This is a genomic window from Streptomyces sp. PCS3-D2 (genome assembly GCF_000612545.2).
Classification (GTDB): Bacteria; Actinomycetota; Actinomycetes; order Streptomycetales; family Streptomycetaceae; genus Streptomyces.
The window spans coordinates 705,683-732,264 of sequence record NZ_CP097800.1; the positions used below are offsets into that span (position 1 = coordinate 705,683).

The following is a 26,582-nucleotide window of genomic DNA, read 5'->3' on the forward strand; positions in this document are numbered from 1 at the left end:
TGCCGGGACGCCGCGCTGGAGGCATCATGAAGCACCTTCGCACGGTCGAGGACGTCATGACCCACGCCGTCATCTCCGTCGATCGCAGAACACCGTTCAAGGAGGTCGTGGAGGCCATGCGGCAGTGGCGAATCAGCGCTCTGCCCGTCCTGTCGGAGGAAGGTCGAGTGGCCGGCGTGGTCTCGGAAGCGGATCTGCTGCTCAAGGCCCAGGGTGCGGACGAGTCCCGCGCCGTCACTGCCGGGCAGCTGATGACCGTACCGGCGGTCACCGTGACCCAGGACGCCACCATCGCCGGCGCCGCCCGCCTGATGGCCCGCGGCCACCTCAAGCGACTCCCGGTCGTCGACGGCGACGGCCGCCTCATCGGCGTGGTCAGCCGGGGCGACCTCCTCAAGATCTATCTCCGCCCCGACGCCGACATCGCCGAGGAACTCCGGGAGCTGATCGTGGCGAAGCTCATCCCCGCGGGATCGGCCGTGGTGCAGGTCCACGTGGCCGACGGCATCGTGCACCTGCGCGGTTCCGTCCCCGACCCGGCGCTGAAGGACGTGCTGGTGCGTATCGCACGGACCGTACCGGGCGTCGTGGACGCCACGGCCGTGCATCTCGACACCGAAGTCCGCGCGTGAGGGAGGCCGCGATGAGGCACCGCAGTGTCGCCGACCTGATGACCCCGACAGCGGTCAGCGTCCAACGGGGCACTCCGTTCAAGGAGATCGCCAGGCTCCTCAAGGAGTTCGACATTTCCGCGGTGCCCGTGGTCGACGAGGCCGAACGTCCGGTGGGCGTCGTCTCGGAAGCGGATCTGCTCCGCAAGCGGGGCCCCGGCAGCGGCGCGAACACCGCCGCCGAGCTCATGACCAGCCCCGCCGTCACGGCCCGGACCGAATGGAGCGCCGTCCGGGCGGCGCGGGTCATGCGGGGGCGGCAGGTCAAGAGACTGCCCGTGGTGGACGCCGCCGGCCGGCTGGTCGGCATCCTGAGCCGCAGCGACCTGCTCCAGCTCTTCCTGCGCAGGGACCACGCGATCCAGGAGGAGATCCTCGAAGACGTGGTGACCCGCACCCTCGGGCTCAGCCCGTCGTCCTTGACCGTCGAGGTCGACGACGGGCTGGTGACCCTCAGCGGCACCGTGAGCCGGCGCAGCCTGGTCCCGATCGTGCTGCGCCTGTGCCAGAGCGTCGACGGCGTCGTCGACGTGGTCAACCGGCTCGACTACGCGCAGGACGACGTGTCGGTCGGCGCCCCGACGCCCTCCGAGCGGTAGGAGAGGAACATGAAGCATCGGGAAGTCCGCGAGCTGATGACCCGCGAGGTCGTCACCGTCCCCAGCAGCGCTCCGTTCAAGGAGGTCGCGCGCACCCTGACGGAGCACGGGGTGTCGGCCGTTCCCGTCGTCGACGCGGCGGGGCGGCCGCTCGGCGTGATCTCGGAACGGGACCTGCTACCGAAGTCCGCCGGCCAGAGCGACTACTTCCGGTCGCTTCCCGCACGGGAGGCCTGGGAGGAGGACAAGGCCGCGGGTACGCGCGCCGAGGAGCTGATGTCCTCGCCGCCCGTGTGCGCCCGACCCGACTGGACCGTCGCCGAGGCCGCCAGGCTGATGGAGGCCCAGGGAGTCAAGCGGCTCCTGGTCGTGGACGGCTCGGACGTGCTGATCGGGATCGTCAGCCGCCGGGACCTGCTGCGGATCTTCCTCCGCGACGACGAGGACATCCGTCGCGAGATCATGGGTGAGGTGCTCGGACTCGGCGCACCCCAGAACCCCTCGGCCATCACCGTGACCGTCACCGACGGCCGGGTGGAACTGGACGGGACCGTCGGCCTCAGGAGCCTCATCCCCCTCGTCGAACGCCTCTGCCGAACCGTGGACGGTGTGGTCTCGGTGACCCAGCGTCTCGGATACTCCACCGACGACACGAATCCGGGCTGAGGGAACGCCGCGCCACCTGTGGCCGACCGGCCGCGCCGGGGCGTCGTCAGTGGGTGCGTTGGATGTCCAGTTCCAGGAAGTGGGCCGAACACGAGATGCACGGGTCGTGGTTGCGGACGGCCCGCTCGCACAGCCGCGTGAGCTCGGCCTCGGAACCCTCACCGCGGTCGAGCCCCGCCTGCACCAGCCGACGCAGGTCCTCCTCGATGGCGCCCTGGTTCTGGGCGGTCGGCGGCACGATGCGGGCACCGGTGACCCGGCCCCCGCCGTCGAGCGCGTAACGGTGGTAGAGCAGGCCGCGCGGTGCCTCCGTGGCACCGTGCCCGGTGCCGGCCCGGGGCGGTACCTCTGTGTACGGGCGGGCCGGACGCTCGTACTCGGCGATGATCCGGAGTGCCTCTTCCACCGCGTACAGGACTTCCACCGCCCGGACGAGGATGCTGCGGTAGGGGTTCCTGCAGGCCTCCCCCCGCCCCGTGCCCGCGCGCGACGGGGGGTCGCCGAGGCCGGCCGCCCGTGCCGCTTCCAGCGCCAGCGGGGACAGCAGATGGCCGCTGACCGCCCAGCGGGCGAGCGAGCCGGTGAGGTGCCTGCGGCCGTCCAGCCGGGAGTGCAGGGCTGTGGAGTGGGGGACCTGCTCCTCGGCCACGTGGTCGGTGAAGTCGCGCAGGGGGAAACCGTACGGCGGGGGCGTCGCGGCGTACGGGAGCACGGTGGGGACGCCGGACTCGATGGCGTAGGTGCCGGGCTCGGCGAGGGCGAGCAGGTCGGCGTCGCACTCGGCGTCGGGGAACTCGAAGCCGGCGACCCAGCGCACCGTGTCCCACGCGTCGTCGAGGGCGGTGCGCAGCCGCTCCTCCAGGGGGCGGAGCTCAGCACGGGTCGGGGCGCGGTGAAAGCCTCCGAGCCGGACGTTGACGGGGTGGATGGCCCGTCCCCCGAGCAGTTCGACCACGGCGTTCCCGGTCTGCTTCAGGCGCAGTCCGCGCCTGACGTGCTCCAGATGGGAGCGGGACAGACCGATGACGTCATCCTCGCCGAGGAAGTCCGGTGCGTGCAGCATGTGGATGTGCAGCGTCTGGCTCTCGATCCATTCGCCGCAGTACAGCAGGCGGCGCAGGGCGGCCAGTTGTCCGTCGACGACGACGCCGCACGCGTCCTCGATGGCGCGGCAGGCACTCATCTGGTAGGCGACGGGACAGATCCCGCAGATCCGGGAGGTGAGATCGGGTGGCTCCGTGTGCGCCCTGCCCCTGAGGAAGGCTTCGAAGAACCGCGGCGGTTCATAGATGCTGAGCCGCGCCTCGGTGACGGTGCCGTGGCGGATCCTCAGGTGCAGCGCGGTCTCGCCCTCGACACGGGCGAGGGAGGGGATGCGGAGCTCCCGGGCGGGGGGCGTGGGCTCGCTCATCCGGGTCCTTCCGCGTCGGCCGTGCCGGGTTGCGCCTGTTCCTCCACGGCGGTGAAGGCGGTCACGTTGAAGGTGTGCAGGAACCTGGCGATGTCCTCCTCGCCCATCCCGTCACGCTGCATCAGCGGGACCAGCGCGGGCAGGTTCGTGGTTCCGGCCGGCCCGAAGCAGCCGTAGCAGCCCCGCCCGTACGTCGGGCACAGGGCTCCGCAGCCCGCGTGGGTGACGGGGCCGAGGCAGGGCGTTCCCTGGGCGACGGTGACACAGACGTTGCCACGCCGCTTGCAGGAGAAGCAGACGCTGTGGTTCGCGATGGCGGGCTTGCGCCCGGCGAGGAACGCGGTGATGACCTCGACGAGCTGACCGCGATCGATGGGACAGCCGCGCAGTTCGAAGTCGACCGGCACGTGGGCCGAGACCGGCGTGGACGTCGCGAGCGTCTCGATGTACGCGGGGCGGGCGTAGACGGCCGCCAGGTACCCCTCGACGTCGGCGTAGTTGCGCAGCGCCTGCACGCCGCCGGCCGTGGCGCAGGCGCCGATGGTGACAAGGTGGCGGGCATCCGCGCGGATGCGACGGATGCGCTCCAGGTGCTCGGGCGTGCTGACCGACCCTTCGACCAGGACGAGGTCGTAGGGGCCGGGAGCGATGTCGCCGGACGCTTCCAGGAAGTGGGCGATGTCCAGTTCGGCGGCGATGCCGAGCAGTTCGTCCTCGCAGTCGAGGAGGGTGAGCTGGCAGCCGTCGCAGGAGGCGAGCTTGAACACGCCGAGTCGGGGGCGGGCGGGAGGCTGGGGTGGGGTGGGGGTGCTCATCTCACAGTTCCCGGACGGTGAGCAGGGGTTCGGCCTGGTCGTAGCGGACGACCGGGCCGTCGCGGCAGAGGAGGAGGGGCCCGAGCTGGCAGTGCCCGCAGTGGCCGGTGGCGCAGCGCATGTTGCGTTCGAGGGAGACCTGGATGCGGTCGGGGCGTACCCCTCGGTGGATCAGTGCCCGTGCGGTCGCGCGCATCATCACCTCGGGACCACAGACGAAGGCCACCGTGTCCGACGGCGTGAACCGGGCCTCGCGCAGCAGGGTGGTGACCACGCCGACCCGGCCGGTCCAGCCGCTGGAGGGCCGGTCGACGGTGACGGCGCCGAACGGCCTCTCCCAGCCGGGGAACTCGTCCGTGTACAGCAGATCGGCGGGGGTCCGGGCCCCTGCGAGGACGTTCAGCCGCCCGAAGGCGCGGGGGTCGGCCAGAACGGTGTCGACGAGGGGACGCAGTGGGGCCAGCCCGATGCCGCCGGCGATGACGAGCAGGTCGTTGCCGTGAGCGGCGGCCGTGTCCCAGGCGGTGCCGAAGGGACCGCGCACGCCGACCCACCCGCCGCTGCGCAGGCCGTACAACGCGCGGGAGACGGCTCCGACGGCGCGCACCGTGTGCGCCAGCCGGTAGCCGCCCTCGATCCGGGATACGGATACCGGGATCTCGCCGACGCCGAACGCGTACAGCATCGCGAACTGGCCGGGTGCGAAGGGATCCAGGGCGTCCCCGGCAGGCTCCACCACGAGCGTGACCGTGTCGTGCGTCTCGTCGCGGCGGTCCACCACGCGGCAGGGAACCGGTGCCGACGTCACGGTGCGGCTCCGCTTCCCCGCGGTCCCGGCGGTCCGTAGAGGTCGAGCAGCCGGGTCCGGGTGGCCCGCAGCCGGTCGCCGATGGTCTCGGCGACGGCGGTGACCAGCGACAGGCCCAGTGCCGTGTCCTCGGCGCACAGGTCCTGGACGGCGTCGGCATCGAACTCCCAGGCGCGGACGGGCTCCCGGGTCTCGGCCGCCAGGTGCCACTGGCGCGGGGGACACAGCCAGGACCAGCCGAGCAGGCTGCCCGCGCCGACGGTCTCGACGACCGCACGGCCCCGACCGGGCACGTGGATGTCGAGCGCGACCGTGCCCGAGCGAATGATCCAGAAGCGGTCGGCCTCCTCCCCTTCCTCGAAGATCCGGGTGCTGCCCGGAAGGGCGACGTCACGGGCGAGGGCCATCAGCCTCCCGCGGTGCTCCGCCGTCAGCGCGGCGAGCACGCCCTCGCCGGGAGGCCCACCCGGATGCGCGGTCACGGCGTGTCCTCGCGCCGCGCGGCCTCCTGGTGCAGGGCGTGGGCTTCCTCGGTGAGGTCGATCCCCGTGGGACACCACACGATGCACCGGCCGCAGCCGACACACCCCGAACTGTCGAACTGGTCGTGCCAGGTGCCCAGCTTGTGGGTGAGCCACTGACGGTAGCGGCTGCGGGGAGAGGACCGGACGGGGCCGCCGTGCAGGAGCGAGAAGTCCAGGTCGTAGCAGGAGTCCCAGAGGCGCCAGCGCTCGGCGTGATCGCCGGTCAGGTCGGTCACGTCCTCCGTGGTGGTGCAGAAGCAGGTGGGGCAGACCATGGTGCAGTTGCCGCAGCTCAGGCAGCGGGCGGCGACGTCGTCCCAGCGATCCGCCTCCAGGTTGTCCCGCATCAGGGTGCGCAGGTCCACCGGCGGCATGGAGCGGCCCATGCGTTCGGCGGCGGCGCCCACGGCCCGGACCGCGGCCGTCCGGGTGGCGTCGTCGGGGCTCCGCCGCGGCAGTTCCGCGAGGACCGCGGCGCCCTCCTCGCTCCCGCTCCGACACAGGAAGCGGTGGCCCGCATCGTCCACGATCTCGGTGAGGGCGAGGTCATACCCGGCGTCGGCGGCCGGCCCCCCGCCCATGGAGACGCAGAAGCAGGTGGCACCCGGCTCGGTGCACTCGGCCGCGATCAGGAAGGCACCCGTCCGCCGGGACAGATAGGTGGGGTCCCGGTACCTGCCTGCGCCCATCACCCGGTCCAGGATCCGAACGGCGCGCAGGTCGCAGGGCCGCACGCCGAGGAACGCGTACGACGTGCCCGGCCGCTCCTCCTCGCGGACGACGGGAGTACCGTCCGGACCCCGGTCCGCGGACCACTGGCGGACGCGCTGCGGGTGCAGGAACGACTTCCACGACTGGGGTCCCGCGCTGTGCGCGAAGGCCGCCCCGTCCTCGCGGGGGCGGAGCCGGTACCGCCCGGCCTCCAGCTCGACCCCCCAGCCGTAGGGGAGTGCGTCGGCGGAGTCCAGTTCGTCGAGGACGATCGCGCCGTCGCGGACGGTCGGGCCGATCACCGTGCGGCCGCGCCGCTTCAGGACACGTACGAGGGCGTCCAGCCCGTCGCGGTCCAGGACCGCCTCGGCCTGATGGTCGGGGACGGCTCCGGCGTCCGAAGCGTCGGTCATGGTGCACCTCTCGGTTTCCACGTGCCTGGATCCGGCAGCATGTCAGACCTGCGGGCTCAGGCGGTCGAACCCGGTCCGGCGAGTCCGATCGCCGTGCCGGTGGGCGTCCGCCTCGATGCGTCGGGCCAGCAGCGGCAGGGCTCCCTCCACCGCCGGGGTGAGCCCGGGGCCCAGCGAGCGGTCCGCGCCCTCGACCGCGTACACGATGAGACGGCCGGGGCCCCGCCCGACGCGCTCTGCGAGGACCAGGGCCTCGGCGAGCCCCAGGCCGTGGGTGCTCTGCCGGCCCGCGGCGGCCGGGTGGGGCGTCCCACCGGGAGTCGCGCACCACCGGTGCGTCCGCCCGGGCTGCGCCGCGGGCGGGAAGCAGGCGTCGACGACGACGGCGAGGGCCCTGCCGTCCCACAGGCCGATCAGCCGGCCGGGATCTCCGTCGCACTGTGCGAGCTCGGTGCCGGGAGGGAGGGGCCGCCGCGCCCTCCGTGCGCGCAGCAGCGCGATCGTCGCCCACCCCGCGCCGTCATCACGTCTGAACTCGTTTCCGATCCCGATGATCGCCGTACCGGCGAGGGGCTTCATGGGTACCCGCTTTCCTCTTCCGGGTGTCTGCGGGCACAGCCTGCCCTGCGCGCGGGACGGTCACCTGCGCCACGGGCCGAACGGCGTACGGCGCGGGCGCCGGGTCGGGGGACGGGCCTGCGGGTCGGGCCTCGACGGGTCGGGCCTCGACGGGTTGGCCCTCGACGGTGGCGGCCGTGGTCAGGATCCGAGGCGGAAGCCCGTGACGAGTTCGGACCGGATGCGCAGGACGTCGGCCATCGGTCGGTCCCTCCACGGGTCGAGCAGGGCCGCCAGCCGTTCGGCTTCGTCGCGGTTCACGATGAGCTCGGCGTGACCGATCACGACGACGCTCCAGCCGAGATGGGTGCAGGCGTCGATGGCGTCGGCTTCGTAGCCGAGGACGAGACCGGGTTCGCCGGGCGTGGGCGCCAGCGACGCGCGTGAAACGCCCTCGTCCACGCGGACGAGAACGTCCTCCCCGTCGACGTGGTGGCTCGTCGGCCGGATGGCCGGCAGCGCCCGGTGGGTGAAGACGAGGCGGCCGAGCGAGACGGTGGCCAGGAGCCGCAGCGCCTCGGTACGGTCCAGTTGCCGTGTGGGCCGCACCCGGTTCGCCGCGGGGCCGTCGGCCGGTCTCCTGCTGGTTTCCTGATCCATTCCGCGGCCCTCCGCTCCGGCCCCGTGACCTCGGCCTCGGCTCCACCCAGCGTCCGTTCCGGTCCGTACCCCGGGCCAGGGCCGAATGGGCCCCTGTCCCGGGGAACCGGGGGCCGGTCGGCCCATCCCCGCCGCCGGCGGTACCGCCCAGACTTGAACCGGAACCGACCGGAGGCCGCCATGAGGACCACTCCCCCTACGAAAGTCGCCGGTGCGCTGCCGGCTGAACACCGTTCCCGGCTGATGGGTGTTGCCCGGGAGGTCAACTTCCCCGAGAGCGCACGCCTCTTCGACGAGGGCGGGCGCGCGGACAGGTTCTGGATCGTCCGTACGGGCCTCGTGGCCCTGGACGTGCCCGTGCCCGGCAGACCGCCTGCGGTGATCGAAAGCCTCGGGCCGGGTGAACTCGTCGGGTGCTCGTGGATGTTGGAGCCCCGTTCCTGGAGGCTGGGGGCCGTGGCCACGACGCCGGTTCGCACCTACGAGTTCGACGCCGCCGCCGTGCGCACGATGATGGACGCCGACCCTGCCTTCGGCTCCGCGATGGGCCACTGGGTCGCGCAGGTGCTCGCGCACCGGCTGCACTCCGCCCGGGTACGGCTGCTCGACCTCTACGCCCCGCACGGCAGCGGCAGCCGTGTCTGACGGCCGTAGCCGTGTGACGGCGGGCAGCACTCACCCGGAAGGCGGGCGGTGTCCCACGGCGTCCAAGGGGACCCGCCAGCGCAGCGTCGTGCCCTGACCGTTCGGCCCGGGCGCGGACACGGAGAGTTCGCCTCCCAGGCGTTCGGCCCGTTCCGCAAGGTTGCGGAGCCCGCTGCGGCGGCCTCCCTCCGCCATCCCGACTCCGTCGTCGCCGACCAGTACGGTCAGGACTCCTTCGGCGGCCGAGATCGAGACGTCCGCCCGGCGCGCCTTGGCGTGCCGGGCGACGTTGGTGAGCCCTTCCGTGATCACGGCGAGCACCTCGTCGGCGGTCTCGTCGGACACCTCGGTGTCGATCAGGCCCTCCATCCGCAGGGCCGGGGTGAAGCCGAGTACCGGGGCGGCTTCCTCCACCGCCCGTACGGCGCGGACGCGCAACTTCGGAGGACCTCCGGGAGCCTCGTGTTCCCGGAGCCCGAAGATCGTCGAACGGATGATCTTGATGGTGGCGTCCAGATCGTCGATCGCCCGCGCGAGACGCTCGGAAGCCTCGGGGTGCTCCACGAAGCGCTGGGCGCTCTGGAGGGTCATGCCCGTGGCGAAGAGCCGCTGGATGGCGAGATCGTGGAGGTCGCGGGCGATGCGGTCGTGGTCCTCCAGCATGCTCGTCTGCTCGGCTTCCCGGCGGCGGGCGGCGAGCTCCAGCGCCACCGCGGCCTGGCCGGCGAACCCGGGCAGTGCCGCGATCTGCGCGCGGGCGAACCCCGGGCGACCGCGCCTGCGGGCCAGGGTGAGGACGCCGCTCACCCGCTGCCTGGTGCCGAACGTGACGACGACGGCGGGGCCGAATCCCCGCCACCGTTCCGGCTGCACGGTGATCCGGTCGTCGGCCTCGACGTCGGCCACGGCGATCAGTCGGTCCTGCTCGCCGAGGGCGACGGCTGCCAGTGTGCCGCCGCTGCTGGGCAGCACGACGCCGCGGTGCGCATCGGCGCCCTCCCCCACGGCCAGCGAGTCGCGCAGTTCACCGCTCTGGCCCACGACGGAGAAGACACCGAGGTCGGCGCCGGTGATGTCGCGGGCACGCTCCAGCATCCCTTCCAGCACCTCCGTCTCGGCCGAGCCGGAGAGCAGGGCACTGGTGAATGCGGAGCTGGCGGCCAGCCAGCGCTCCCGGAGGCGCACCTCTTCGAAGAGGCGGGCGTTCTCGATGGCGATGCCGGCCGCCACCGCCAAGGTGGACAGAACGCCCTCGTCCTCCTCGTCGAAGGCCATGCCCCCGCGCTTCTCGGTCATGTAGAGGTTGCCGAACACGGCCTCGCGGACCCGGATGGGAACCCCGAGGAAGGAGTGCATCGGGGGGTGGTGGGCCGGGAAGCCGTAGGAGGCGGGATGATCGGACAGTTCGGCGAGGCGGAGCGGCTCGGGGTGGCGGATGAGCTCGCCGAGGAGTCCGTGGCCGGAGGGCAGGTCGCCGATCTCGGCCCGGAGGTCGTCGCCGATGCCGACGGGGAGGAACTGGGCGAGCTTCCGGTCGTCGCCGATGACCCCCAGCGCTCCGTACTCCGCGTCCACCAGCACGACGGCGGCTTCGACGATGCGCCTCAGGACCTGCGGCAGGTCCAGCTCCCGGCCGACGGACATCACGGCGTCGAGGAGGCCGTTGAGACGGTCCCTCGCCCCACGGACCTCGTCGATGCGGACCTGGAGCTCCGCGAGCAGTTCGTCCAGCCGCAACCCCGGGAGCCCCGGGCGCGCGGGATCCCGCTCGTCCCCGCCCATGCGCACCTCCAAGCGACGCCCGGGGAAGTCCGGCCTGCCTCCTCACCGTATCCCCGCCCCCGCGTTCCCGCTCAGGCCGTGGGCGTCATGCGGAGTCGTCCGGGCCCAGATGCCGGATGTGGGCGTCGGGCCCGGGGAAGTACAGCGTCGTCCTGCCGGTGTCCGACCAGCGGACGTCGTAGGGCGGAGTGCCGTCGTCGTGGTGCAGGCCGACGACTTCGCCGTCCCGGCCCGGCTTGCCCACCGTCGGCCCTCCCACGACTATCTCGTCGCCGAGACGGGCCCGGGTGCCGTGCCCTGACATGCGCTTCTCCATGACCATCAGCTCCTTCGGAATGCGTGCCTCACCAGTCGGGCCGCCGCGAAGCCGCTCAGGAGAGCGGCTGCGGCCAGGGCCGTACCCCGCAGTCCCAGAGGTTCGGTCTCCAGGACCGACCGCAGCAGCGGAAGGTGCAGCGCTGCCGCCCCGAGCAGCGCGGAGGCGAGGACGGACAGGGGCAGGAAGAGGTTCTCCCGGGTCAGCAGGCGCGTCCGCAGTCCCAGTACGACGCCGAGCTGCCCGGCCAGCAGGGAGAGGAAGAGGACGCTCTGCCAGGGCAGGCCCCAGGCCCGTGCGACGGTTCCGGCGGTGAGGCAGGACGCGGTGACCACGGCGGCGAGCACGAGGAGCCTCTGCCACGCGCCCGCGCCGAGGATGTGCTGGCCGGGCGGCCTCGGTGGCTTGCGCATGGCGTCCGGCGCCACCGGCTCGGCGCCCATGGCCACCCCGGTCAGGCCGTGGGTCAGGAGGTTGATCCACAGGATCTGGCCGGCTCGGAGCGGCAGCGGGAGGCCCAGCAGGGGGCCGATCAGCATGACGAGGATCTCGGCGGCACCCCCGGCCAAGCCGTAGACGAGGAAGCGGCGGATGTTGTCGTAGACCCGCCGGCCCTCCTCGACGGCCGCGACCACGGTCGACAGGTCGTCGTCGGTCAGCACGAGGTCGGCCGCCTGGCGGGCGACCTCCGTGCCCTGCTGCCCCATGGCCACCCCGATGTCGGCGCGGCGCAGCGCGGGCCCGTCGTTGACGCCGTCTCCGGTCATGGCGGTGACGGCTCCCCGGGCCCGCCAGGCGTCGACGATGTCCAGCTTCTGCTGCGGGTCCGTCCGGGCGAAGACGCGTGCGGCGGTGAGGTCGGCTACCCGGCCGGCCGCGAGATCGGGTCCGCTGACCACGGCTTCGCCGTCGGCGTCCCGGCCGACCAGGCCCACCCGGGCGGCGATCGCGCGAGCCGTCGCCGGGTGGTCTCCGGTGATCAGGACCGGGGTGATGCCGGCCTCGTGACACGCGGCGAGCGTGGCGGCTGCCGCGGGCTTGGGCGGGTCGCTGACGGCGACCAGCCCCAGGAGCCGCAGTCCTGCCTCGGCCGCCTCGGCACTGTGCGGCCGCTCGGCGTGTTCGGCGGATGCCACGGCGAGCACCCGGTATCCGCGGGAGGCCAGGCTCGCCGCCTGCTGCCGGGCACCGGCCACCAGATCTGCGCGGTCGGCGAGAACCGCTGGGGCGAGCACCACCTCCGGGGCACCCTTCAAACACACGAGGGCATCACCGGACGGCAGACGGTGGACCGTCGTCATGCGCTTGCGTCCGCTGTCGAACGGCACCTCCCACGTCCTGGGGTGGGTGCGCCGGAGCAGCTCCGGCTCGCCGCACCCGGCCTTGACGGCCGCCGCCAGGAGGGCGGCCTCCATGGGGTCGCCGACCGCGGTCCACCGGTCCTCGTCCGGCGGCGTTGCGTGGGGCGGCCGCAGGGAGGCGTCGTTGCAGAGCGACGCGGCCGTCAGCAGGTCCCGCACGGGGCCGAGCTCGGCCGCCGTCGGCGACCGCCCCTCGACCCGGACGTCCCCCCGCGGTTCGTACCCCACTCCGAAGAAGTCGGCCGCGACCCGGGGGGTCCACACGTGCTGGACGACCATGCGGCCCTCGGTGAGGGTGCCGGTCTTGTCGGTGGCGAGGACCGTGACGGACCCGAGGGTCTCCACCGCGGGGAGCCGCCGGATGAGGGCGTGCCGGGCCACCATCCGGCGGGCTCCCAGCGCGAGGGCCAGGGTCACCACGGCCGGCAGGGATTCGGGAACCGCCGCCACGGCGAGGCTGATCGCCGTCACCGCCATGATCCCGGGCGGCAGGCCCTGTACCAGCCCGAGGGCGAAGACCAGCAGGCACAGCACCAGGGTGACGACGGCCAGGACACGCCCCAGCGAGGCGAGACGGCGCTGCAGGGGTGTCGGCTCCCGCTTGGTGTCGAGAAGGGCGGCGATCCGGCCGAGAGCGCTGTTCGGTCCGGTGGCCCTCACCGTCGCCACGCCGCGGCCCTTCACGACCACGGTCCCCGCGCTCGCGGTCGAAGCGGCCGTCTTGTCCACGGGTACGGACTCCCCCGTGAGCATGGACTCGTCGATCGTGAGGGCGGACGCCTCGTCGACCTCGGCGTCGGCCGCCACGATGTCCCCCTCGGCGAGCAGCAGGACGTCACCGGGCACCACGGCGGCTGCGGGGATCTCGCTCGGGGCTCCGTCCCGCAGGACCCGGGCGTTCGGTGCCGACATCGCGGAGAGGGCGGCCACGGCGTGGTCGGCGCGGATCTCCTGCACGACGCCCACGGTCGTGTTGACGACGATCACCACGGCGATGACCACCGCGTCGGGGTGGTCGCCGATCGCGATCGTGAGGACCACCGCGCCCAGCAGCACCATGATCAGCGGGTCGCGCAGCTGAGCCAGTACGCGGGCGTACCAAGGGGTCGGCGGGGCGGGCGGGATCTCGTTGCGGCCGTGGTCGGCGAGCCTGCGTTCCGCCTCGCGGCCGGTGAGTCCGCCGGGCGTGCGAGCCGGTGCGTCTGCGGTGGCCGGGGTGATCGCCATGGGGGTCCTATCCGGCGGGAACCGTGATCACCGGGCAGACCGCCCGGTGCAGCAGTCCGTGGACGACGGAACCCAGGCGCATGCCGGTGTAGCCTCCCTGTCCGCGACGGCCCACCACCACGGCCAGGGCGTGCTCGGCGGCCCGCGCGAGCTCTTCCACCGGATGCCCGATCGGCACCTCGTGGGAGACCACCACGTCCGGGTACTTCTGCGACCATCCGGCCGTGGTCTCGTACAGCATCCGCCGCTGTGCCCGCAGCGCGACCTCCTCGTCGTGGAGCAGGAAGACCGGCGGCTGCCACACCGCGACGGCGCGCAGCACGGCGCCGCGCAGATCGGCCTCCTCGTAGGCGAGCGCGAGCGCGGCCCTGGAGGACTCGCTGCCGTCGATGCCCACGACCAGTGAGGGTGGCTGCCGGGTGGTGTCCTCCGGGTTCGCGACCACGACGACGGGGCAGGGCGCCTGGGCCGTGACCGGGACCACCGTGGAGCCGGCGCTGAGGATCTCCGCGGTCCGGCTCAGTCGGCGCGATCCCAGCACGAGCATGCGGGCCCGGCGGGACATGCGGCCGATGGCCGGGACGGGAGGTCCTTCGATCAGATCGGCGGCGACGTCCGCTCCCGGGTGCCGTTCCCTCGCCCAGTCGGAAGCGGCCGCGAGGGCTTCGGCGCCCTCGCGGCGCCGAGCCTTCACTCGGGGGGTGTCGTCGACCTGCCGCGTGTGGGGCGGCGCGGGGACCGCCACGACGAGCCGGAGCCCAAGCCCGCGGCGGTGGGCCTCGTCCGACGCCCAGGCGAGGGGCAGGTGCCAGTCCCTGGCCGGGTCGATGCCGACGGCGATCTCGCGGTGTTCGGCGGGTGCCCTCACGATGCGCTCTCCTTCTCGTCCTTGTGGCGCGGAACGAGCAGCACCGGACAGTGTGAGTGGTGCACGAGGCTGTGGGTGTGCCGCCCGAGGGTGGGGCCCAGGTACGCGGACGCCCTCCGCCCGCCCATGACCAGCAGGTCGGCGTGCCGGGAGGCCTCGACCAGAGCGGCGGCGACGGACGTGCTCTTCTCGGCGTCCGCCCGGACGGTGAGGTCCGGGAATTCCCGGCGGATCTGCTCGGTCACCGCCGTCAGGTGCCGGACGTACTCGTCGGCGATCTCCGTGAGGTCGTCCATCATGGTCACGACGTCGCCGACGGACTGGAGCACGTTCCACACGTGGAGCAGCCTCAGCTCGGCCTTGCGGAGCTCTGCCTCGTGCGCCGCGTGGCGCACACAGTCCAGATCGTGCGCGTCGCGGACCCCGGCGAGGACCGTCCCGTTCTCCGGGCCGCTGCCGGTTCCCCTGACGACGATGACGGGCGTCCTCGCACCGGCGGCGACTTTCAGGCCCACCGAACCGAGCATCAGGGAGCTGAACCCTCCCAGCCCCCGGTTGCCGACCACGATGGTGCCGCGGAGACCGGCGGCCCGGTGCAGGCCGGCCGCTGCGTCGCCCCGACTGAGTTCCGTGGTGACCACCAGGCCTGGGTACGTGTCCTTGACCGCGACCACGGTTTCGTCGAGCAGTTCGCGGCCGGCGGCACGGACGCGCTCGATGGTCTCGGCCGATGCGTAGAGGGCCCGGCCGTCCGTGTCGGCGCCGTACACGATGCGCAGGGGGCGCCCGCGACGCTCGGCCTCTCCGGCTGCCCAGAGCGCGGCCTGACGGGCGGGCTCGGAGCCGTCGACACCGACGACGACGGGGCCGGGCTCCGGGCCGCTGACGGTGTTCTTCATGATTCCTCCTCGCCCGGGGCCACTCAGGGTGTGACCTCACGCTGTCACCACGGATCGTGCTGCGAAGAGGGCCGCTCAGGACCCTCCTGGGGGCCGAAGGTCCCGGTCGGACCCCCTGCGTGCGCACGCTTCGCTGTCCGGCCACCCGCGGTACGCGGTGCGGGAGGCCTCCGGACCGTCGGGACGTCCGTGGTCCGGCGGGTCCGCCGGGCCCAGCGCCGCAGTTCGTCGGTGCCCCATACGAGAACCGGGAAGGTCGCGATGAGCGCGACGACGTCGGGGGAGAGGGCGGCGGTGCCGAACAGGTCCTGCAGCGGCGGCGCGTAGACGAGCGCTGCGGTGAAGGCGAGCTCGAAGGCGATGCCCGCCAGGAGCAGGCGGTTGGTGAACAGGCCGATCTCGCGCAGGGCTGCGTGGTCGGTGCGGGCGGCCATCGCCGTGCCGACCTGGCAGGTGACGATGCCGGCGAACGTGGCCGTGGTCGCGGTGACGTACGCGTGGTGGAGCGGGGTGCCGGGGCCCGTGGGGTCGCCGGGGTGCCACCCCGCCCGCCACAGCACGGAGAAGAACGCGGTCATGACCAGGGCGGCGGACACCGTCCCGAGCCATCCCCAGCTCCGGATGAGCATGTCGCGGGAGATGACGCCCTGCGAGCTCGGCCGGGGCGGTCGGCTCATGACGCCGGGCTCGGCGCGTTCCCGGCCGAGGGCGAGGGCGGGGAGGGTCTCGGTGCCGAGGTCGATGGCGAGGATCTGCAGGACGGTCAGGGGCAGCGGGACGGCGCCGGCCGAGAGCGCGAACACCAGGAACGGAACGACCTCGGGGGTGGTGTGGGCGAAGATGTAGACGATGAACTTGCGGACGTTGTCGTAGACGCGGCGCCCCGACTCGATGGCGGCGACGATGGTGGCGAAGTTGTCGTCGGTCAGCACCATCGTGGCGGCCTCGCGTGCCACGTCCGTCCCGGAGCGTCCCATCGCGACCCCGATGTGCGCGCGGTGAAGCGCGGGGGCGTCGTTGACGCCGTCGCCGGTCATGGCCACGATCTGCCCGTGTGCGCGCAGGGTGTCCGCCACGTGCAGCTTGGTCTCGGGCGAGGAGCGGGCGAAGACGACTTCGGCATCACCGGGGGCCAGGAGCCGGTCGAGTTCCTGGTCGCCCACCGTCTCGGCCTGCGCCACCAGCGCGAGGCCGGGGACGCCGATCCCGACCTCCCGCGCGACGGCGGCCGCGGTGGCGCCGTTGTCACCGGTGACGACATGGACCCGGACGCCCGCCTCGTGGCATCGGCGGACGGCCTCCGCGACCTCGGGCCGCGGAGGGTCGTACAGGCCGACGAGCCCCAGCAGGCGCAGGCCGCTCTCCGCTTCATCGCGCCGCGCCGGTATGGCGGCCCCTTTCGGCAGGTCGCGCACGGCGACGGCCAGCACCCGCATGCCGTCGTGGGCGAGCCGGTCCGCGGCGGCGAGAGCGGCGTCGCCGCCCCCGGCGTCGCCCTCTCCCCCGGCGTCGAGAGCACGCGCCACCGCCTCCGGTGCGCCCTTGACGACGACGCGGGCGCCGCGTGGCGCCGTCTCCTGCACGACGGACATCAGGCGCAGCCGGGGGTCGAACCGGAAGACCGCCCGACGGCCGGAGTCCCGGTCGGCGAGGTCGACTGGGGCGCCGCGGGCGGCAGCTCCCTCGACCAGGGCCACCTCGGTCGGATCGCCGTGCAGGTGCCCCTCGGCATCCCGCGTGACCGTGGTGCACAGGGCACCGGCGCGGGCGAGTCCGGCTGCCCAGGGACCGTCGTCCGTACCGTGTCCAGGTGTCCACACGGTCTGGAGCCGCATGCGGTTGCGGGTGAGGGTGCCGGTCTTGTCGGTGCAGATCACGTTGGTGGACCCGAGCGTCTCCACGGCGCTCAGCCGCTTGACCACGGCTCCCTGGCGGGCGAGGGACCGTACCCCGACGGCGAGGGCGAGGGTGATGATCGGCAGCAGGCCCTCGGGCACATTGGCCACCAGCAGGCCGATGGCGAAGACCAGCGAGTCGGTCAGCGGGAGTCCCACGGCCATCCCTGCCAGGAGGAACACCACGCCCATGGCGCCCGCGACCGCGGCGATCAGCCAGGCGACCTTCTTGACCTGCCGTTCCAGGGGGCTGGGGTCGCGCCGGGTGCGCTGGCTGAGCGCCGCGATCCGTCCCAGCTCGGTGTGGCCGCCCGTGGCGAACACGATCGCCCTGGCCTGCCCTTCGGTGCAGGTCGTACCGCTGAAGACGAGGTTCGGCTCCTGAAGCGGCGGTGCCCCTGCGAGGCCGGGGCCGGCGACGCGTTCGGCGGGGGCGGACTCCCCGGTCAGCATCGACAGGTCGACCTCGATGCCGCCGTCGGTCAGGCGCGCGTCGGCGGGCACTTTGGCACCCTCGTCGAGGACGATGAGGTCGCCTGGCACGAGTTCGCGCGACTCGACGGCCGACGGTTGTCCGTCGCGGATCACCCATGCGCGCTCGGGCAGATACCGGGCCAGGGTCTCCACCGCCTGCTCCGCCTGGCGCTCCTGCAGCAGCGCGAAGGCGGCGTTGACGACGACCACGGCGACGATGGCGCAGCCGAGGACGGCCGTGTCCGCCACGAAGGCCAGTGCGGCAGCCGCCCAGAGCAGCAGGGCGAGCGGGTGGACGAGCTGGCGGACGAGTTCGCGGCCCAGGGAGGTACGGGCCTTGCGGTGGACCTCGTTGGGGCCGTACACGGCGAGGCGGCGGGCCGCCTCGCGTGCGGACAGTCCGCTCGGCCCGGTACCGAGTTCGCGCCGCAGGAGCGGCAGCGGTTCGAGAGGGTCGGGGCTCGGGGGCGGACCATCGGCCGGAAAGCGGGGCCGGCCGGCCGGCTCAGTCATCGCCGGGGCCCTGCTCGCGCCGCAGCCGGCCGGACCAGCGTGGCTCCACGGCCTCCCACTCGTGCTCCCACCCGGCCAGGCTGCGGGCATCGGCGAGGAGCAGGCGCAGGCGGACCGTTGCCCCCGAGGCAAGGACGAGCACGCCGAAGGAGCCGGCTCCGGCGACCGCGGCCGTGAAGACGCGCTGGGCGCGGGACGCCGGGGGCTTCGCTTCCATGCCCGCGTCATCGACCCAGACCGTGACCGTCCGGCCTGGCGGTGTGCCCGGCGGAACGGAGACCGTCCCGGTGTGCCGTTGGGCGGCCGGGTACTGCCAGACGGCCGGCGCAACCGTCCCAGAGGCGGTGCCGGAGCGGTCGGAGACGGTGTGCTCCGCAGCGCCGACCGTCGTCGCTTCGATCCGGTGGCGATGGCGGGCGGCTTCCCGCGCCGTCCGGTCTTCCGCGTCGTGGACGGCCGTGGCCACGGCGACGCCGCAGGACAGGGCGATCAGGAAGGAGAGCACGAAGGCGATGTGCCACCGGCGCCGGGTCCGGTCGACCGGACGGCGCAGCGCGTTCGCGCGTCCGCCGAGCAGTCGGCGGACCCGGCCGCCCGTCGCCGGACGCGCTCGTGCGGGCCCGTCTCCGGGTGTGCCTGCCTCGGGCATCGTGCACCTCCGCGCTCGGACGCCGTCCGGCCGCTCAGTGGGGAGCGGCGAGTTCGGCGCTGATGTGGTGGGCCCACGTCCGAATCCGTTCGGGATTGCGGAAGTCTCCTCCCTTCCCCGCCCGGACCATGGCCCGGGCGATGAACCCCGGGGTACTGGCCGTGACGCTGCCGCCGAAGGTGACGTGCTCGCGTGCACCGAGGCGCTCCATCTCCCGGGCCACCGCGGGCACCGGCGCAATGTCGTGCGTCTCGGCGGAACGGTCGACCGGGCCGCTGCTGAACAGGTAGACCGGGCGGTGCTGGAGATCACCGGCGTTGCGCTCCGCGCAACGTCTGGCCTTCCCGCTCCAGTGTCCCGCGTACAGGGCGCCGCCGAGCACCACGGCGTCGTAGCCGCGGACGTCCTCCACGTCGTCGGCCGGGACCACGACGGCGTCGAGGCCGTCCTCACGCAGAGTCTGGCCGATCTCGGAGGCGATGCCGGCGGTGGCACCGTGCTTGGTGCCGTAGGCGACGAGGACACGCTTGGACGTCATGACGACTCTCCCTTGCCGTCTGCCGCGGTACGTCGGACGGGGATGCTGCGCCTGGACTCCTCGGGCGCGGCCGGCATGGGCACGCGCACGGTGAGGATGCCGTCCTCGTACGCCGCCTCGACGTCGTCGGAGGGGATCGGCCCGGGCAGCCGGACCGTCCTCTGGAAGGAGCCGTAGCGGAACTCCGAGTGGTCCTTCTCCTCCTTGCTCTCGGTGTGCTCGGCGCTGACGGTGAGGGTGTCTCCCTCGACCGTGATCCGGATGTCCCGGTCGGGGTCCATCCCGGGAAGTTCGGCGCGCAGCGTGTACCGGCCCTCCTTGTTGGTCACCTCGATCGGGATCGGGAGGGTGTCGAACGAGGACCGCCACAGCGGGAACCGGGGGAAGTCGGTGCCGAACCAGTCCCTGAAGTCGGGGAACGGGCTGCGCCTGCGCTCCAGGTGCGTTGCTGACATGGTGTGCTCCGTTCCGGCGCCCGGTCAGCGCCTTCATGCGTCGTCTCCCTTCACTGTCCCGAGGGGGAGGCTGCGCCGCTTGAGACCATCGGGTCCCCGATGGGGCCGTTCGGCCCTCCCTGGGCCGGTTCGGCGGCGGCGACGTGCTGCTTGACGGCGGCGAAGCTGTCCGGGGCCACGGAGACGGAGTCGACCCCGGCCCCGACCAGGAACTCCGTGAAGGCGGGGTCGTCGCTGGGACGCTGGCCGCAGAGGCCGACGGGGCGGCCGGCGGCCCGGGCGCGGTGGACGAGGGTTTCGATGCTCCGGGTGACCGCCGGATCGGTCTCGTCGAAGACGTGGGCGAGGGCTTCGGAGTCGCGGTCGACGCCCAGGGTGAGCTGGGTCAGGTCGTTGCTGCCGATGGAGAAGCCGTCGAAGCGTGCGGCGAATTCCCGGGCCAGGATGACGTTGGCCGGGATCTCCGCCATGACGTAGACCTTCAGCCCGTTCTCCCCGCGCCGGAGGCCCTCCTCCGCCATGACGCCCAGCACCCGGTCGGCCTCGTCGAGGCTCCGGCAGAAGGGAATCATGACGATGACGTTGGTCAGGCCCATCTCGTCGCGGACCCGGCGCAGGGCCCGGCATTCGAGGGCGAAGCCCTCCCGGTATCCGTCGCTGTAGTAGCGGCTCGCGCCGCGCCAGCCGATCATCGGGTTGGCCTCGGCCGGTTCGAACGGCCCGCCGCCGACCAGGCGCGCGTACTCGTTCGTCTTGAAGTCGCTGGTCCGTACGACGACCGGGGCGGGCCACCGGGAGGCGGCGATCCGGGCGATACCGTACGCCAGGCGGTCACTGAAGTACCGCGTGCGGTCGAGGTGTCCCCGTGTCAGCCGGTCGACGGCGGCACGGTCGGCGGCGTCCAGGCGTTCGGGGTGCAGCAGGGCCATGGGGTGGACCTTGACCTGGTGCGCCACGATGAACTCCAGCCGGGCCAGGCCGACGCCGTCGGCGGGCAGGCGCCACCACCGGAAGGCCGCGGAGGGATCGGCGAGGTTGAGCATGACGCGTGTCCGGGTGGCGGGGATGTCCGCGAGGTCGGTCTCGGTCTCCTCGTAGGCGAGAAGCCCGTCATAGACCATGCCGCGTGCGCCTTCGGCGCAGGAGACCGTCACCTTCTGACCGTCGTGCAGGGCGTCGGTCGCACGGCCGGTGCCGACGACGGCGGGGACTGCGAGTTCGCGGCTGACGATCGCGGCGTGGGAGGTACGGCCGCCGTGGTCGGTGACCACGGCGGAGGCCCGCTTCATGATCGGTTCCCAGTCCGGGTCGGTGATGCCGGTGACGAGTACCCCGCCGGCGGGGAAGCGGTCGAGATCGACGGGCGAGTCCAGGACGACGACCGGCCCGCTGCCGATGGCTTCGCCGACGGCGATGCCGTCCACGACGGGGGCGTCGGGCACGGCCGTCAGGCGGCAGCGGCGCAGGGTGGAGGCGGCACGACGGGACTGCACGGTCTCGGGCCGGGCCTGCACGATCCACAGCTCTCCGGTGAGGCCGTCCTTGGCCCATTCCAGGTCCATGGGGCAGCCGTAGTGTCCTTCGACCACCAGTGCCCACTCGGCGAGGAGCCGTACCTCGGCGTCGGTCAGCACCCGCTGCGAGCGCTCCTCGGCAGTGGTGTCGACGGTCCGGGTCAGGCCGTGTTCGGCGTAGACCGCCTTCCGCCGCTTCGCTCCGACGCGGACGTCGATCAGCGGGTCCAGCCGGGGGTCCTTCAGGCTCGGCTTGAAGACGGTGTATTCATCGGGGTCGACCTGCCCGCTGACGACCGTCTCCCCCAGTCCGTACGCCGCACTGATGACGACGACCTCGGGGAATCCGCTCTCCGGGTCGAGGGTGAAGATCACCCCGGCTCCGGCCAGGTCCGACCGGACCATGGCCTGGACACCGACGGAGAGGGCGACCTGGAGGTGGTCGAAGCCCATCCGCTCCCGGTAGTCGATGGCACGGTCGGTGTACAGGGAGGCGTAGCAGCGGTGCACCGACTCCAGCAGCCGGGCTGCCCCGCGCACGTTCAGGTACGTCTCCTGCTGGCCGGCGAAGCTCGCCTCCGGCAGGTCCTCGGCGGTGGCACTGCTGCGTACGGCGACCTCGGGATCCTCCCTGCCTTCGTCGCGCCCCAGCTGCTCGTAGGCCGCGACGATCTCGGCCCGCAGCGCCGGGGGCAGCGGCTCGGCGAGGGTCATCGACCGGATCGCTGCCCCGACCTCGTCGAGCGCGGCGCCTTCGCGCAGGCGCGCGATCTGCTCCTCGATCCGCCCCCGCAGTCCGTGCCCGTCGAGCAGCTCTCCGTACGCGTCGGCCGTCGTCGCGAACCCGGGGGGCACGCGCACGCCGGCACCGGCCAGGTGGGCCGTCATCTCCCCCAGTGAGGCGTTCTTGCCCCCCACACTGCCGACGTCCTGCCGGCCGATCTCCGCGAACGGGACGACACGCCGGGTGCTTGCCATGACGACCTCCGGGCTCAATACGGGAGCGGGCGGCCGGACGGGGTGCGCAGGTCCGGCGGCGCGGGCTCGATGGGCTGCTTCGGGCGGGACCGGATCCGGATGTCTCGCTGCCCGCTCACTGCCTGACCACCCGGCGCCCGGTGATCCGGATCGCGGTGACCTTCATCCAGTGGGTCCGCGGACCGCCGGCCCAGGGCAGGGAGTACGCGACGGCGTCGAGCCGGGCGAGCTCCTCCGCATCCGTGACCCCCTCCGCCTCGCCCACGGCCAGGACGCTCCAGCCCAGGCGCGTGACGTCGTCCACATGGTCGACCTCGAAGGCCACCTCGGTGCCGGCGGCCCGCGCGAGCACCGCCTCGCCCGAGGTCCGGAACGCGATGTCGCGGCCCGCCACGACGTAGTTGACCGGCAGTATGGCCGGGCCCTCCGGCGTGAAGACGGCGACCCTGCCCACACCGTGCGTGGACAGCAGCCGCCGGCACTCGCCCTCGGACAACTCGACCAGCCTGGCATCCGACATGGCCGTCCCCCGACCCGGCGGGAATTCCGTCGTCGCGCCCGAGAGTTCGGCGGCGGTCGTCCCCAGCGCATCGGCGAGTCGCAGGAGGGAGCCGATCGCCGGCGCTGCCGCGTGCTCCTCCAGGTAGGTGATGTAGGCGCCGTCAGCCCCGCAGCGCTCGCCCAGTTCGTCCCGGGTGAGGCCGAGTTCCTCACGGCGCAGGGCGATCCGCCGCCCGAGGTCGGTACGTCCGGCCGGCGCCTCCGCGGCGCCCGGCCCGTGCTGGGTTCTGCTCATCGTCTTCCCGTCCTCTCGGAGTCGCAGTTGTGTGGGGTGGCCCGGACCGTCGCAGCGCGTGCTGCGGCCGGGGAGACCGGTGGTCACGGTGGGTGCCCGTCCGATGCGTCCCGTGCCGGCCACGACGGCGGGGTCCTCGGGCCGACGTCCCCGTTCAGGACCCGGCCGCGCACGGTGACGGCTTCGGCGCGGACGACCGCGTCGGCTGCGGTCCGTCCGGAGTCCTGGAAGACGACTGCCTTCACGACACTGCCCTCCTGACTCACGTGCCTCGGGAGTTTTCACCGCCAGGCTGGGCCGGGCCCGACCGCCCGCGCATGGGCCGGTCGGGCCCCTGGACGGGCCTGTCGGCCCCCTGCACGTCCGTGCGCGCGGTGCCATGGTGGAAACCGGATCCCCTCACCGAAGGGAGGGCGGGTCATGTCCGGGACAGCCCCGCGCCCCGCTGCCGCGTCGCCCAGACCCGCACTCCTGCGGTTGCTCGGTGCGGTACGCACGGTCACCGGTAGCAAGTTCCTCGTCGAGAGCGACCACGCCCGCGTCCTGGTCGACTGCGGGCTCTTCCAGGGTTTCGCGGATCTGCGCCGGCGCAACTGGGACAAGCCCGGATTCGATGCCGCGGACCTCCGCGCCGTCGTGGTGACCCACGCCCACCTGGACCACTGCGGCTACTTGCCGCGGCTGGTCCGTCACGGCTTCCGCGGTCCGATCCTCAGCACCCCCGGAACGGCCCGCCTCGCCGAGATCGTGCTCCGCGACAGCGCGCGCCTCCAGATGGAGGCCGCCGAGCACGCCAACAGCCACGGCTGGTCCAAGCACCGCCCCGCAAAGCCGCTCTACGACGACACGGACGTCGAGAACACCTTGAAGTTCTTCGACCCGGTCGAGGTCGGCGGCGAAGTCGAGATCATGGCCGGAACGAAGCTGCGGCTGCACCACGGGGGGCACATCCTCGGTTCCGCCTGGGCCCGCCTCACGCTGGAGGACGGCCACACCCTGGCCGTCAGTGGCGACCTCGGCCGCCCCGGACACCCCCTGCTGCTGCCTCCGGAGCCGTTCACCGGTGCCGACGTGCTGCTGCTGGAGTCCACCTACGGCGACCGCCACCACGACCACGAGACGGCTCGGCGCGAGTTCGCCGGCGTGATCACCCGCACGCTGGCGCGGGGCGGGACCGTGGTCATCCCGGCGTTCGCGATCGACCGGACCGAGGTGGTCCTGCACGAGCTGGCCGCGCTGCGCCGGGAGGGCACGCTGCCGCGGAGCGTACCGGTGTACGTGGACAGCCCCATGGCGCTGGCCGCCCTGGACGTGTACCGCGCCGCCCTGCGCTCCCGCGCTCCCGAGCTGCGGCCCGAGATCCTGGCCCAGGGCGAGGCGGCGCTCAGCCCGGAGCCCTTCCTGGCCGCCCGTACCGTCCAGGAGTCCATCGACATCAACAGCACCACGGGCCCCGCGGTCATCGTCTCCTCCGCCGGCATGGCCACCGGCGGCCGGGTCCTGCACCACCTGCACCGGCTCCTGCCCGACCGCCGCAACGCCGTCGTCATCGTCGGCTTCGCGGCCGCCGGCACCCGGGCGCGTGACCTCGTCGACGGCGCCCGCACGCTGAAGATGTTCGGCGAGTACGTTCCCGTACGCGCCGAGGTGGCCGACGTACCCCACTTCTCCGCCCACGCGGATGCCGACCAGATCATCGACTGGCTGCGCTCCGCACCGCCACCGCACACCACCTACCTCGTCCACGGTGAGGAGACGGCCGCCGAGACACTCCGGGACCGCATCGACCGCGAGCTGGGCTGGACGGCCGTCGTGCCCAAGCCCGGGGAGGCCGTCCTGGTCCGCTGACCGGGGCGATACGGACCCTGCCCCACGCACCGCACGCACCGCGGACACCCCAGACACCCCAGACACCGACTAGGGAGCCAGGTCCCGCCTCTTCAGCAACACGTGGCCCAGGGCGAATCCCGCCACTCCGACTCCGACCAGGACTCCCAGCTGCGCCCACAGCGGGTGGCCCTGTGCCAGCGCGTCACCCGGCGTGTAGTAGTGGAAGGGGCTGACGAACCGCAGGGGCGCCGCCGCGGACCAGGCCAGCGCGATGAAGTTCACCGCGAAACCGACCGCGCCGAGGGCGATCGTCGCACCGATCACCTGGGCGCGCCGGCTCCCCCACGCCGACACCGCCAGCGCCGGTCCGGCCAGGCACAGTGCGAAGCCGAAGCCCATCAGCCCCGCGGCGAAAACACCGCCCAGCGGCACGTCCCGGTGGATGTCCGGCGACAGCCAGACGCCCGCCGCGACCGTCAGCGTCGCCGCGGCGTTGAGGGCGAAGGCGGCGATCACCACGGCGGCCGTCCGCTCGGCGAGGAGTCGGCTGCGGCTCACCGGGCGCACCATGACCAGCTCGATCGTCCCGGATTCCACGTCGGCCGCCACCGCGGCCGCGGCCAGCGCCCCGATCGCGGTCAACTGCATGGCGATCCAGAACGGATGCACCAGTCCGGCCCCGAGCAACCCGGGATAGCTGGCGATCGAAACGGCACCGCCCGACCCGCTGAACGCCCGGTACGCCGATGGCGGACCCTTGCCCCCCGCCGAGAACAGCTGCCCCGGCGCGATGGTGTTCGCCACCACCACGATCAGGGCCTCGAAGACGACCATCCCGGCCAGGAGGGCCAGCAGCATCCGCCGGCGCCGGTGCAGCGCCAGCCACAGCAGGGGCCACCGCGTCGTCACGGCGCGGCCCCCTCGGCGCTGCCCTTGCGGTAGAGGTCCAGGAACGCCTCGTCCAGCCCCGCCTCCTCCACGATGACGTCGGCCACTCCCAAGGACAGCAGTGCACGCAGGGCTTCCACCACTTCGCTCGGGGGGACGAGGAGCTCCACCCGGTCGCCCTCCCAACCCAGCACCCACCGGTCCGCGCTCCCGAGCGGGCGCACCCCTCTCCCGTCGTCGAAGGCCAGCCGGATCCGGCGTGCCCGCGCCTCGCGGAGGGCAGCCACGCTCTCCACCGTGACCAGGCGCCCGTCCCGGACGATCGCCACGCGTCCGCAGGCCCGCTGCACCTCCGGCAGCACGTGGCTGGACAACAACACGGTACGGCCGTCGGCCGCGGCCTCCTCCATCAGCTCGAAGAAGGTCTGCTGCACCAGGGGGTCCAGCCCCTCGGTCGGCTCGTCGAGGACCACCAGCCGCGGATCGTGCTGCAGCGCCTGCACCAGGCCCAGCTTCTGCTTCATGCCGCGCGAGTACCCGCCCACCGTGCGCCGCAGGACCGCGGGCGTCAGGCCCAGCCGCTCGCACAGTTCCGCTCGCCGGGAACACGGACGGCCCTGGAGCGCGCACAGGAGGTCGAGGGTCTGTGCTCCGGTGAGCTCCGGGTACAGCCGCAGCTCGCCCGGCAGGTAGCCGAGTTCCCGAGCCACCCGGCGGTGATCTCCGAGCGGGTCCATCCCCAGCACCCTGACGTGCCCGGCGGTCGGGCGCAGGAATCCCGTCAGGCACCTGAGCGTCGTGGTCTTCCCCGCCCCGTTCGGCCCGAGGAAGCCGAACACCTCGCCGGGGCCGATGCCGAGGGTGAGGTCCTCCACCCCGACCACCGTTCCGTAGCGCTTGGTCAGTCCCCTGAGCTCGATCACATCCACGGTGCCCACCCCACCAGTCTGTGCCCTGGCCCGGACCGACGCGCGTGCGGCATCGCGGCGGGTGCCCCGGCACGGGTGCGCCGGTGGGTGCGGCTCCCGTCCCGGGGCCGGTGCGGGAAGCCGGCGCCCGCTCCGCTGTCGGCCGTCTTTCCCCGCAGTGGTGGCATGATGCCGACCGGCGGGTTGTCA

The 26,582-nt window shown here is 73.1% G+C and carries 25 protein-coding genes and 1 pseudogene; 5 read left to right on the top strand and 21 right to left on the bottom strand.

Annotated features, from left to right (window positions below):
• Positions 1–23 precede the first annotated feature (23 nt).
• Genes AW27_RS02905 through AW27_RS02915 form a run of 3 tightly spaced genes read left to right on the top strand, consistent with a single transcriptional unit; the run spans position 24 to position 1,936 of the window.
• The gene (locus tag AW27_RS02905) at positions 24–632 is read left to right on the top strand and encodes a CBS domain-containing protein (RefSeq protein WP_078555891.1); all 609 of its coding nucleotides are present in this window, start codon (positions 24–26) and stop codon (positions 630–632) included.
• An 11-nt stretch (positions 633–643) separates the two neighbouring features.
• A complete protein-coding gene (locus tag AW27_RS02910) occupies positions 644–1,270 on the top strand; it encodes a CBS domain-containing protein (protein ID WP_037916759.1) in 627 nt (208 codons plus the stop codon).
• Positions 1,271–1,279: 9 nt separating this feature from the next.
• Complete coding sequence (locus AW27_RS02915) at positions 1,280–1,936, top strand: CBS domain-containing protein (RefSeq protein ID WP_037916757.1); 657 nt, start codon at positions 1,280–1,282, stop codon at positions 1,934–1,936.
• A 46-nt stretch (positions 1,937–1,982) separates the two neighbouring features.
• On the opposite strand, the gene AW27_RS02920 is transcribed toward AW27_RS02915, so the two are convergent.
• The 7 genes from AW27_RS02920 to AW27_RS02950 form a co-directional block, all read right to left on the bottom strand.
• Positions 1,983–3,347, bottom strand: coding sequence for a Ni/Fe hydrogenase subunit alpha (locus AW27_RS02920; protein WP_037916755.1), 1,365 nt, complete (start codon positions 3,345–3,347; stop codon positions 1,983–1,985).
• Positions 3,344–4,162, bottom strand: coding sequence for an NADH-quinone oxidoreductase subunit B family protein (locus AW27_RS02925; protein ID WP_037916754.1), 819 nt, complete (start codon positions 4,160–4,162; stop codon positions 3,344–3,346). Before AW27_RS02925 ends, AW27_RS02920 begins: the two co-directional genes overlap by 4 nt.
• 1 nt (position 4,163) lies before the next feature.
• Complete coding sequence (locus tag AW27_RS02930) at positions 4,164–4,970, bottom strand: FAD/NAD(P)-binding protein (RefSeq protein ID WP_037916751.1); 807 nt, start codon at positions 4,968–4,970, stop codon at positions 4,164–4,166.
• Complete coding sequence (locus AW27_RS02935; RefSeq protein WP_037916748.1) at positions 4,967–5,452, bottom strand: cyclic nucleotide-binding domain-containing protein; 486 nt, start codon at positions 5,450–5,452, stop codon at positions 4,967–4,969. The genes AW27_RS02930 and AW27_RS02935 overlap by 4 nt, the downstream gene beginning before the upstream one ends.
• Positions 5,449–6,618 carry a 4Fe-4S dicluster domain-containing protein gene (locus AW27_RS02940; RefSeq protein ID WP_037916745.1) on the bottom strand — a complete coding sequence of 390 codons (1,170 nt, stop codon included), beginning with the start codon at positions 6,616–6,618 and terminating at the stop codon, positions 5,449–5,451. Before AW27_RS02940 ends, AW27_RS02935 begins: the two co-directional genes overlap by 4 nt.
• Before the next feature lie 42 nt (positions 6,619–6,660).
• Positions 6,661–7,197 carry a hydrogenase maturation protease gene (locus AW27_RS02945; RefSeq protein ID WP_037916741.1) on the bottom strand — a complete coding sequence of 179 codons (537 nt, stop codon included), beginning with the start codon at positions 7,195–7,197 and terminating at the stop codon, positions 6,661–6,663.
• A 180-nt stretch (positions 7,198–7,377) separates the two neighbouring features.
• Positions 7,378–7,836: a pyridoxamine 5'-phosphate oxidase family protein gene (locus tag AW27_RS02950; RefSeq protein WP_037916739.1), complete on the bottom strand. Its 459-nt coding sequence runs from the start codon at positions 7,834–7,836 to the stop codon at positions 7,378–7,380.
• A 180-nt stretch (positions 7,837–8,016) separates the two neighbouring features.
• On the opposite strand from AW27_RS02950, the gene AW27_RS02955 reads away from it, so the two are divergent.
• Positions 8,017–8,481: a Crp/Fnr family transcriptional regulator gene (locus AW27_RS02955; protein ID WP_037916736.1), complete on the top strand. Its 465-nt coding sequence runs from the start codon at positions 8,017–8,019 to the stop codon at positions 8,479–8,481.
• Between the two features lie 30 nt (positions 8,482–8,511).
• On the opposite strand, the gene AW27_RS02960 is transcribed toward AW27_RS02955, so the two are convergent.
• From AW27_RS02960 to AW27_RS03015, 12 genes and pseudogenes are all read right to left on the bottom strand, one after another.
• Positions 8,512–10,263, bottom strand: a complete 1,752-nt coding sequence (locus AW27_RS02960; RefSeq protein ID WP_037918203.1) for a GAF domain-containing sensor histidine kinase — start codon at positions 10,261–10,263, stop codon at positions 8,512–8,514.
• Between the two features lie 106 nt (positions 10,264–10,369).
• Positions 10,370–10,567 (bottom strand): annotated as a pseudogene (locus AW27_RS02965) (DUF1918 domain-containing protein); the annotation flags it as partial.
• A 17-nt stretch (positions 10,568–10,584) separates the two neighbouring features.
• A complete protein-coding gene (locus AW27_RS02970; RefSeq protein ID WP_037916731.1) occupies positions 10,585–13,167 on the bottom strand; it encodes a cation-translocating P-type ATPase in 2,583 nt (860 codons plus the stop codon).
• A gap of 7 nt (positions 13,168–13,174) precedes the next feature.
• The gene (locus tag AW27_RS02975; protein ID WP_037916729.1) at positions 13,175–14,035 is read right to left on the bottom strand and encodes a universal stress protein; all 861 of its coding nucleotides are present in this window, start codon (positions 14,033–14,035) and stop codon (positions 13,175–13,177) included.
• Positions 14,032–14,934: a universal stress protein gene (locus AW27_RS02980; RefSeq protein WP_037916727.1), complete on the bottom strand. Its 903-nt coding sequence runs from the start codon at positions 14,932–14,934 to the stop codon at positions 14,032–14,034. The genes AW27_RS02975 and AW27_RS02980 overlap by 4 nt, the downstream gene beginning before the upstream one ends.
• A gap of 44 nt (positions 14,935–14,978) precedes the next feature.
• Positions 14,979–17,816: a cation-translocating P-type ATPase gene (locus tag AW27_RS02985; RefSeq protein WP_078555889.1), complete on the bottom strand. Its 2,838-nt coding sequence runs from the start codon at positions 17,814–17,816 to the stop codon at positions 14,979–14,981.
• Positions 17,809–18,465: an Rv1733c family protein gene (locus AW27_RS02990; RefSeq protein WP_052030093.1), complete on the bottom strand. Its 657-nt coding sequence runs from the start codon at positions 18,463–18,465 to the stop codon at positions 17,809–17,811. The genes AW27_RS02985 and AW27_RS02990 overlap by 8 nt, the downstream gene beginning before the upstream one ends.
• Before the next feature lie 34 nt (positions 18,466–18,499).
• Entirely contained in the window at positions 18,500–19,003 is a 504-nt protein-coding gene (locus AW27_RS02995; RefSeq protein WP_037916724.1) for a flavodoxin domain-containing protein, read from the bottom strand.
• On the bottom strand, positions 19,000–19,458 hold the full coding sequence (locus AW27_RS03000; RefSeq protein WP_037916722.1) for an Hsp20/alpha crystallin family protein: 459 nt from the start codon (positions 19,456–19,458) through the stop codon (positions 19,000–19,002). Before AW27_RS03000 ends, AW27_RS02995 begins: the two co-directional genes overlap by 4 nt.
• Positions 19,459–19,508: 50 nt before the next feature.
• A complete protein-coding gene (gene ppsA / locus AW27_RS03005) occupies positions 19,509–21,950 on the bottom strand; it encodes a phosphoenolpyruvate synthase (protein ID WP_052030092.1) in 2,442 nt (813 codons plus the stop codon).
• Positions 21,951–22,065: 115 nt separating this feature from the next.
• On the bottom strand, positions 22,066–22,746 hold the full coding sequence (locus AW27_RS03010; protein WP_037916720.1) for a helix-turn-helix domain-containing protein: 681 nt from the start codon (positions 22,744–22,746) through the stop codon (positions 22,066–22,068).
• Positions 22,747–22,829: 83 nt separating this feature from the next.
• Complete coding sequence (locus AW27_RS03015; RefSeq protein ID WP_157840174.1) at positions 22,830–22,991, bottom strand: hypothetical protein; 162 nt, start codon at positions 22,989–22,991, stop codon at positions 22,830–22,832.
• 175 nt (positions 22,992–23,166) lie between these two features.
• On the opposite strand from AW27_RS03015, the gene AW27_RS03020 reads away from it, so the two are divergent.
• Positions 23,167–24,594, top strand: a complete 1,428-nt coding sequence (locus AW27_RS03020; RefSeq protein WP_052030091.1) for an MBL fold metallo-hydrolase RNA specificity domain-containing protein — start codon at positions 23,167–23,169, stop codon at positions 24,592–24,594.
• Between the two features lie 69 nt (positions 24,595–24,663).
• Here AW27_RS03020 and AW27_RS03025 read toward each other — a convergent pair whose 3' ends face one another.
• Together AW27_RS03025 and AW27_RS03030 are read right to left on the bottom strand one after the other, a co-directional pair.
• On the bottom strand, positions 24,664–25,485 hold the full coding sequence (locus tag AW27_RS03025) for an ABC transporter permease subunit (RefSeq protein ID WP_037916714.1): 822 nt from the start codon (positions 25,483–25,485) through the stop codon (positions 24,664–24,666).
• Positions 25,482–26,402 (bottom strand): ABC transporter ATP-binding protein, encoded by a 921-nt coding sequence (locus AW27_RS03030; RefSeq protein WP_037916711.1) that lies wholly within the window; start codon positions 26,400–26,402, stop codon positions 25,482–25,484. Before AW27_RS03030 ends, AW27_RS03025 begins: the two co-directional genes overlap by 4 nt.
• Between the last annotated feature and the right edge of the window lie 180 nt (positions 26,403–26,582).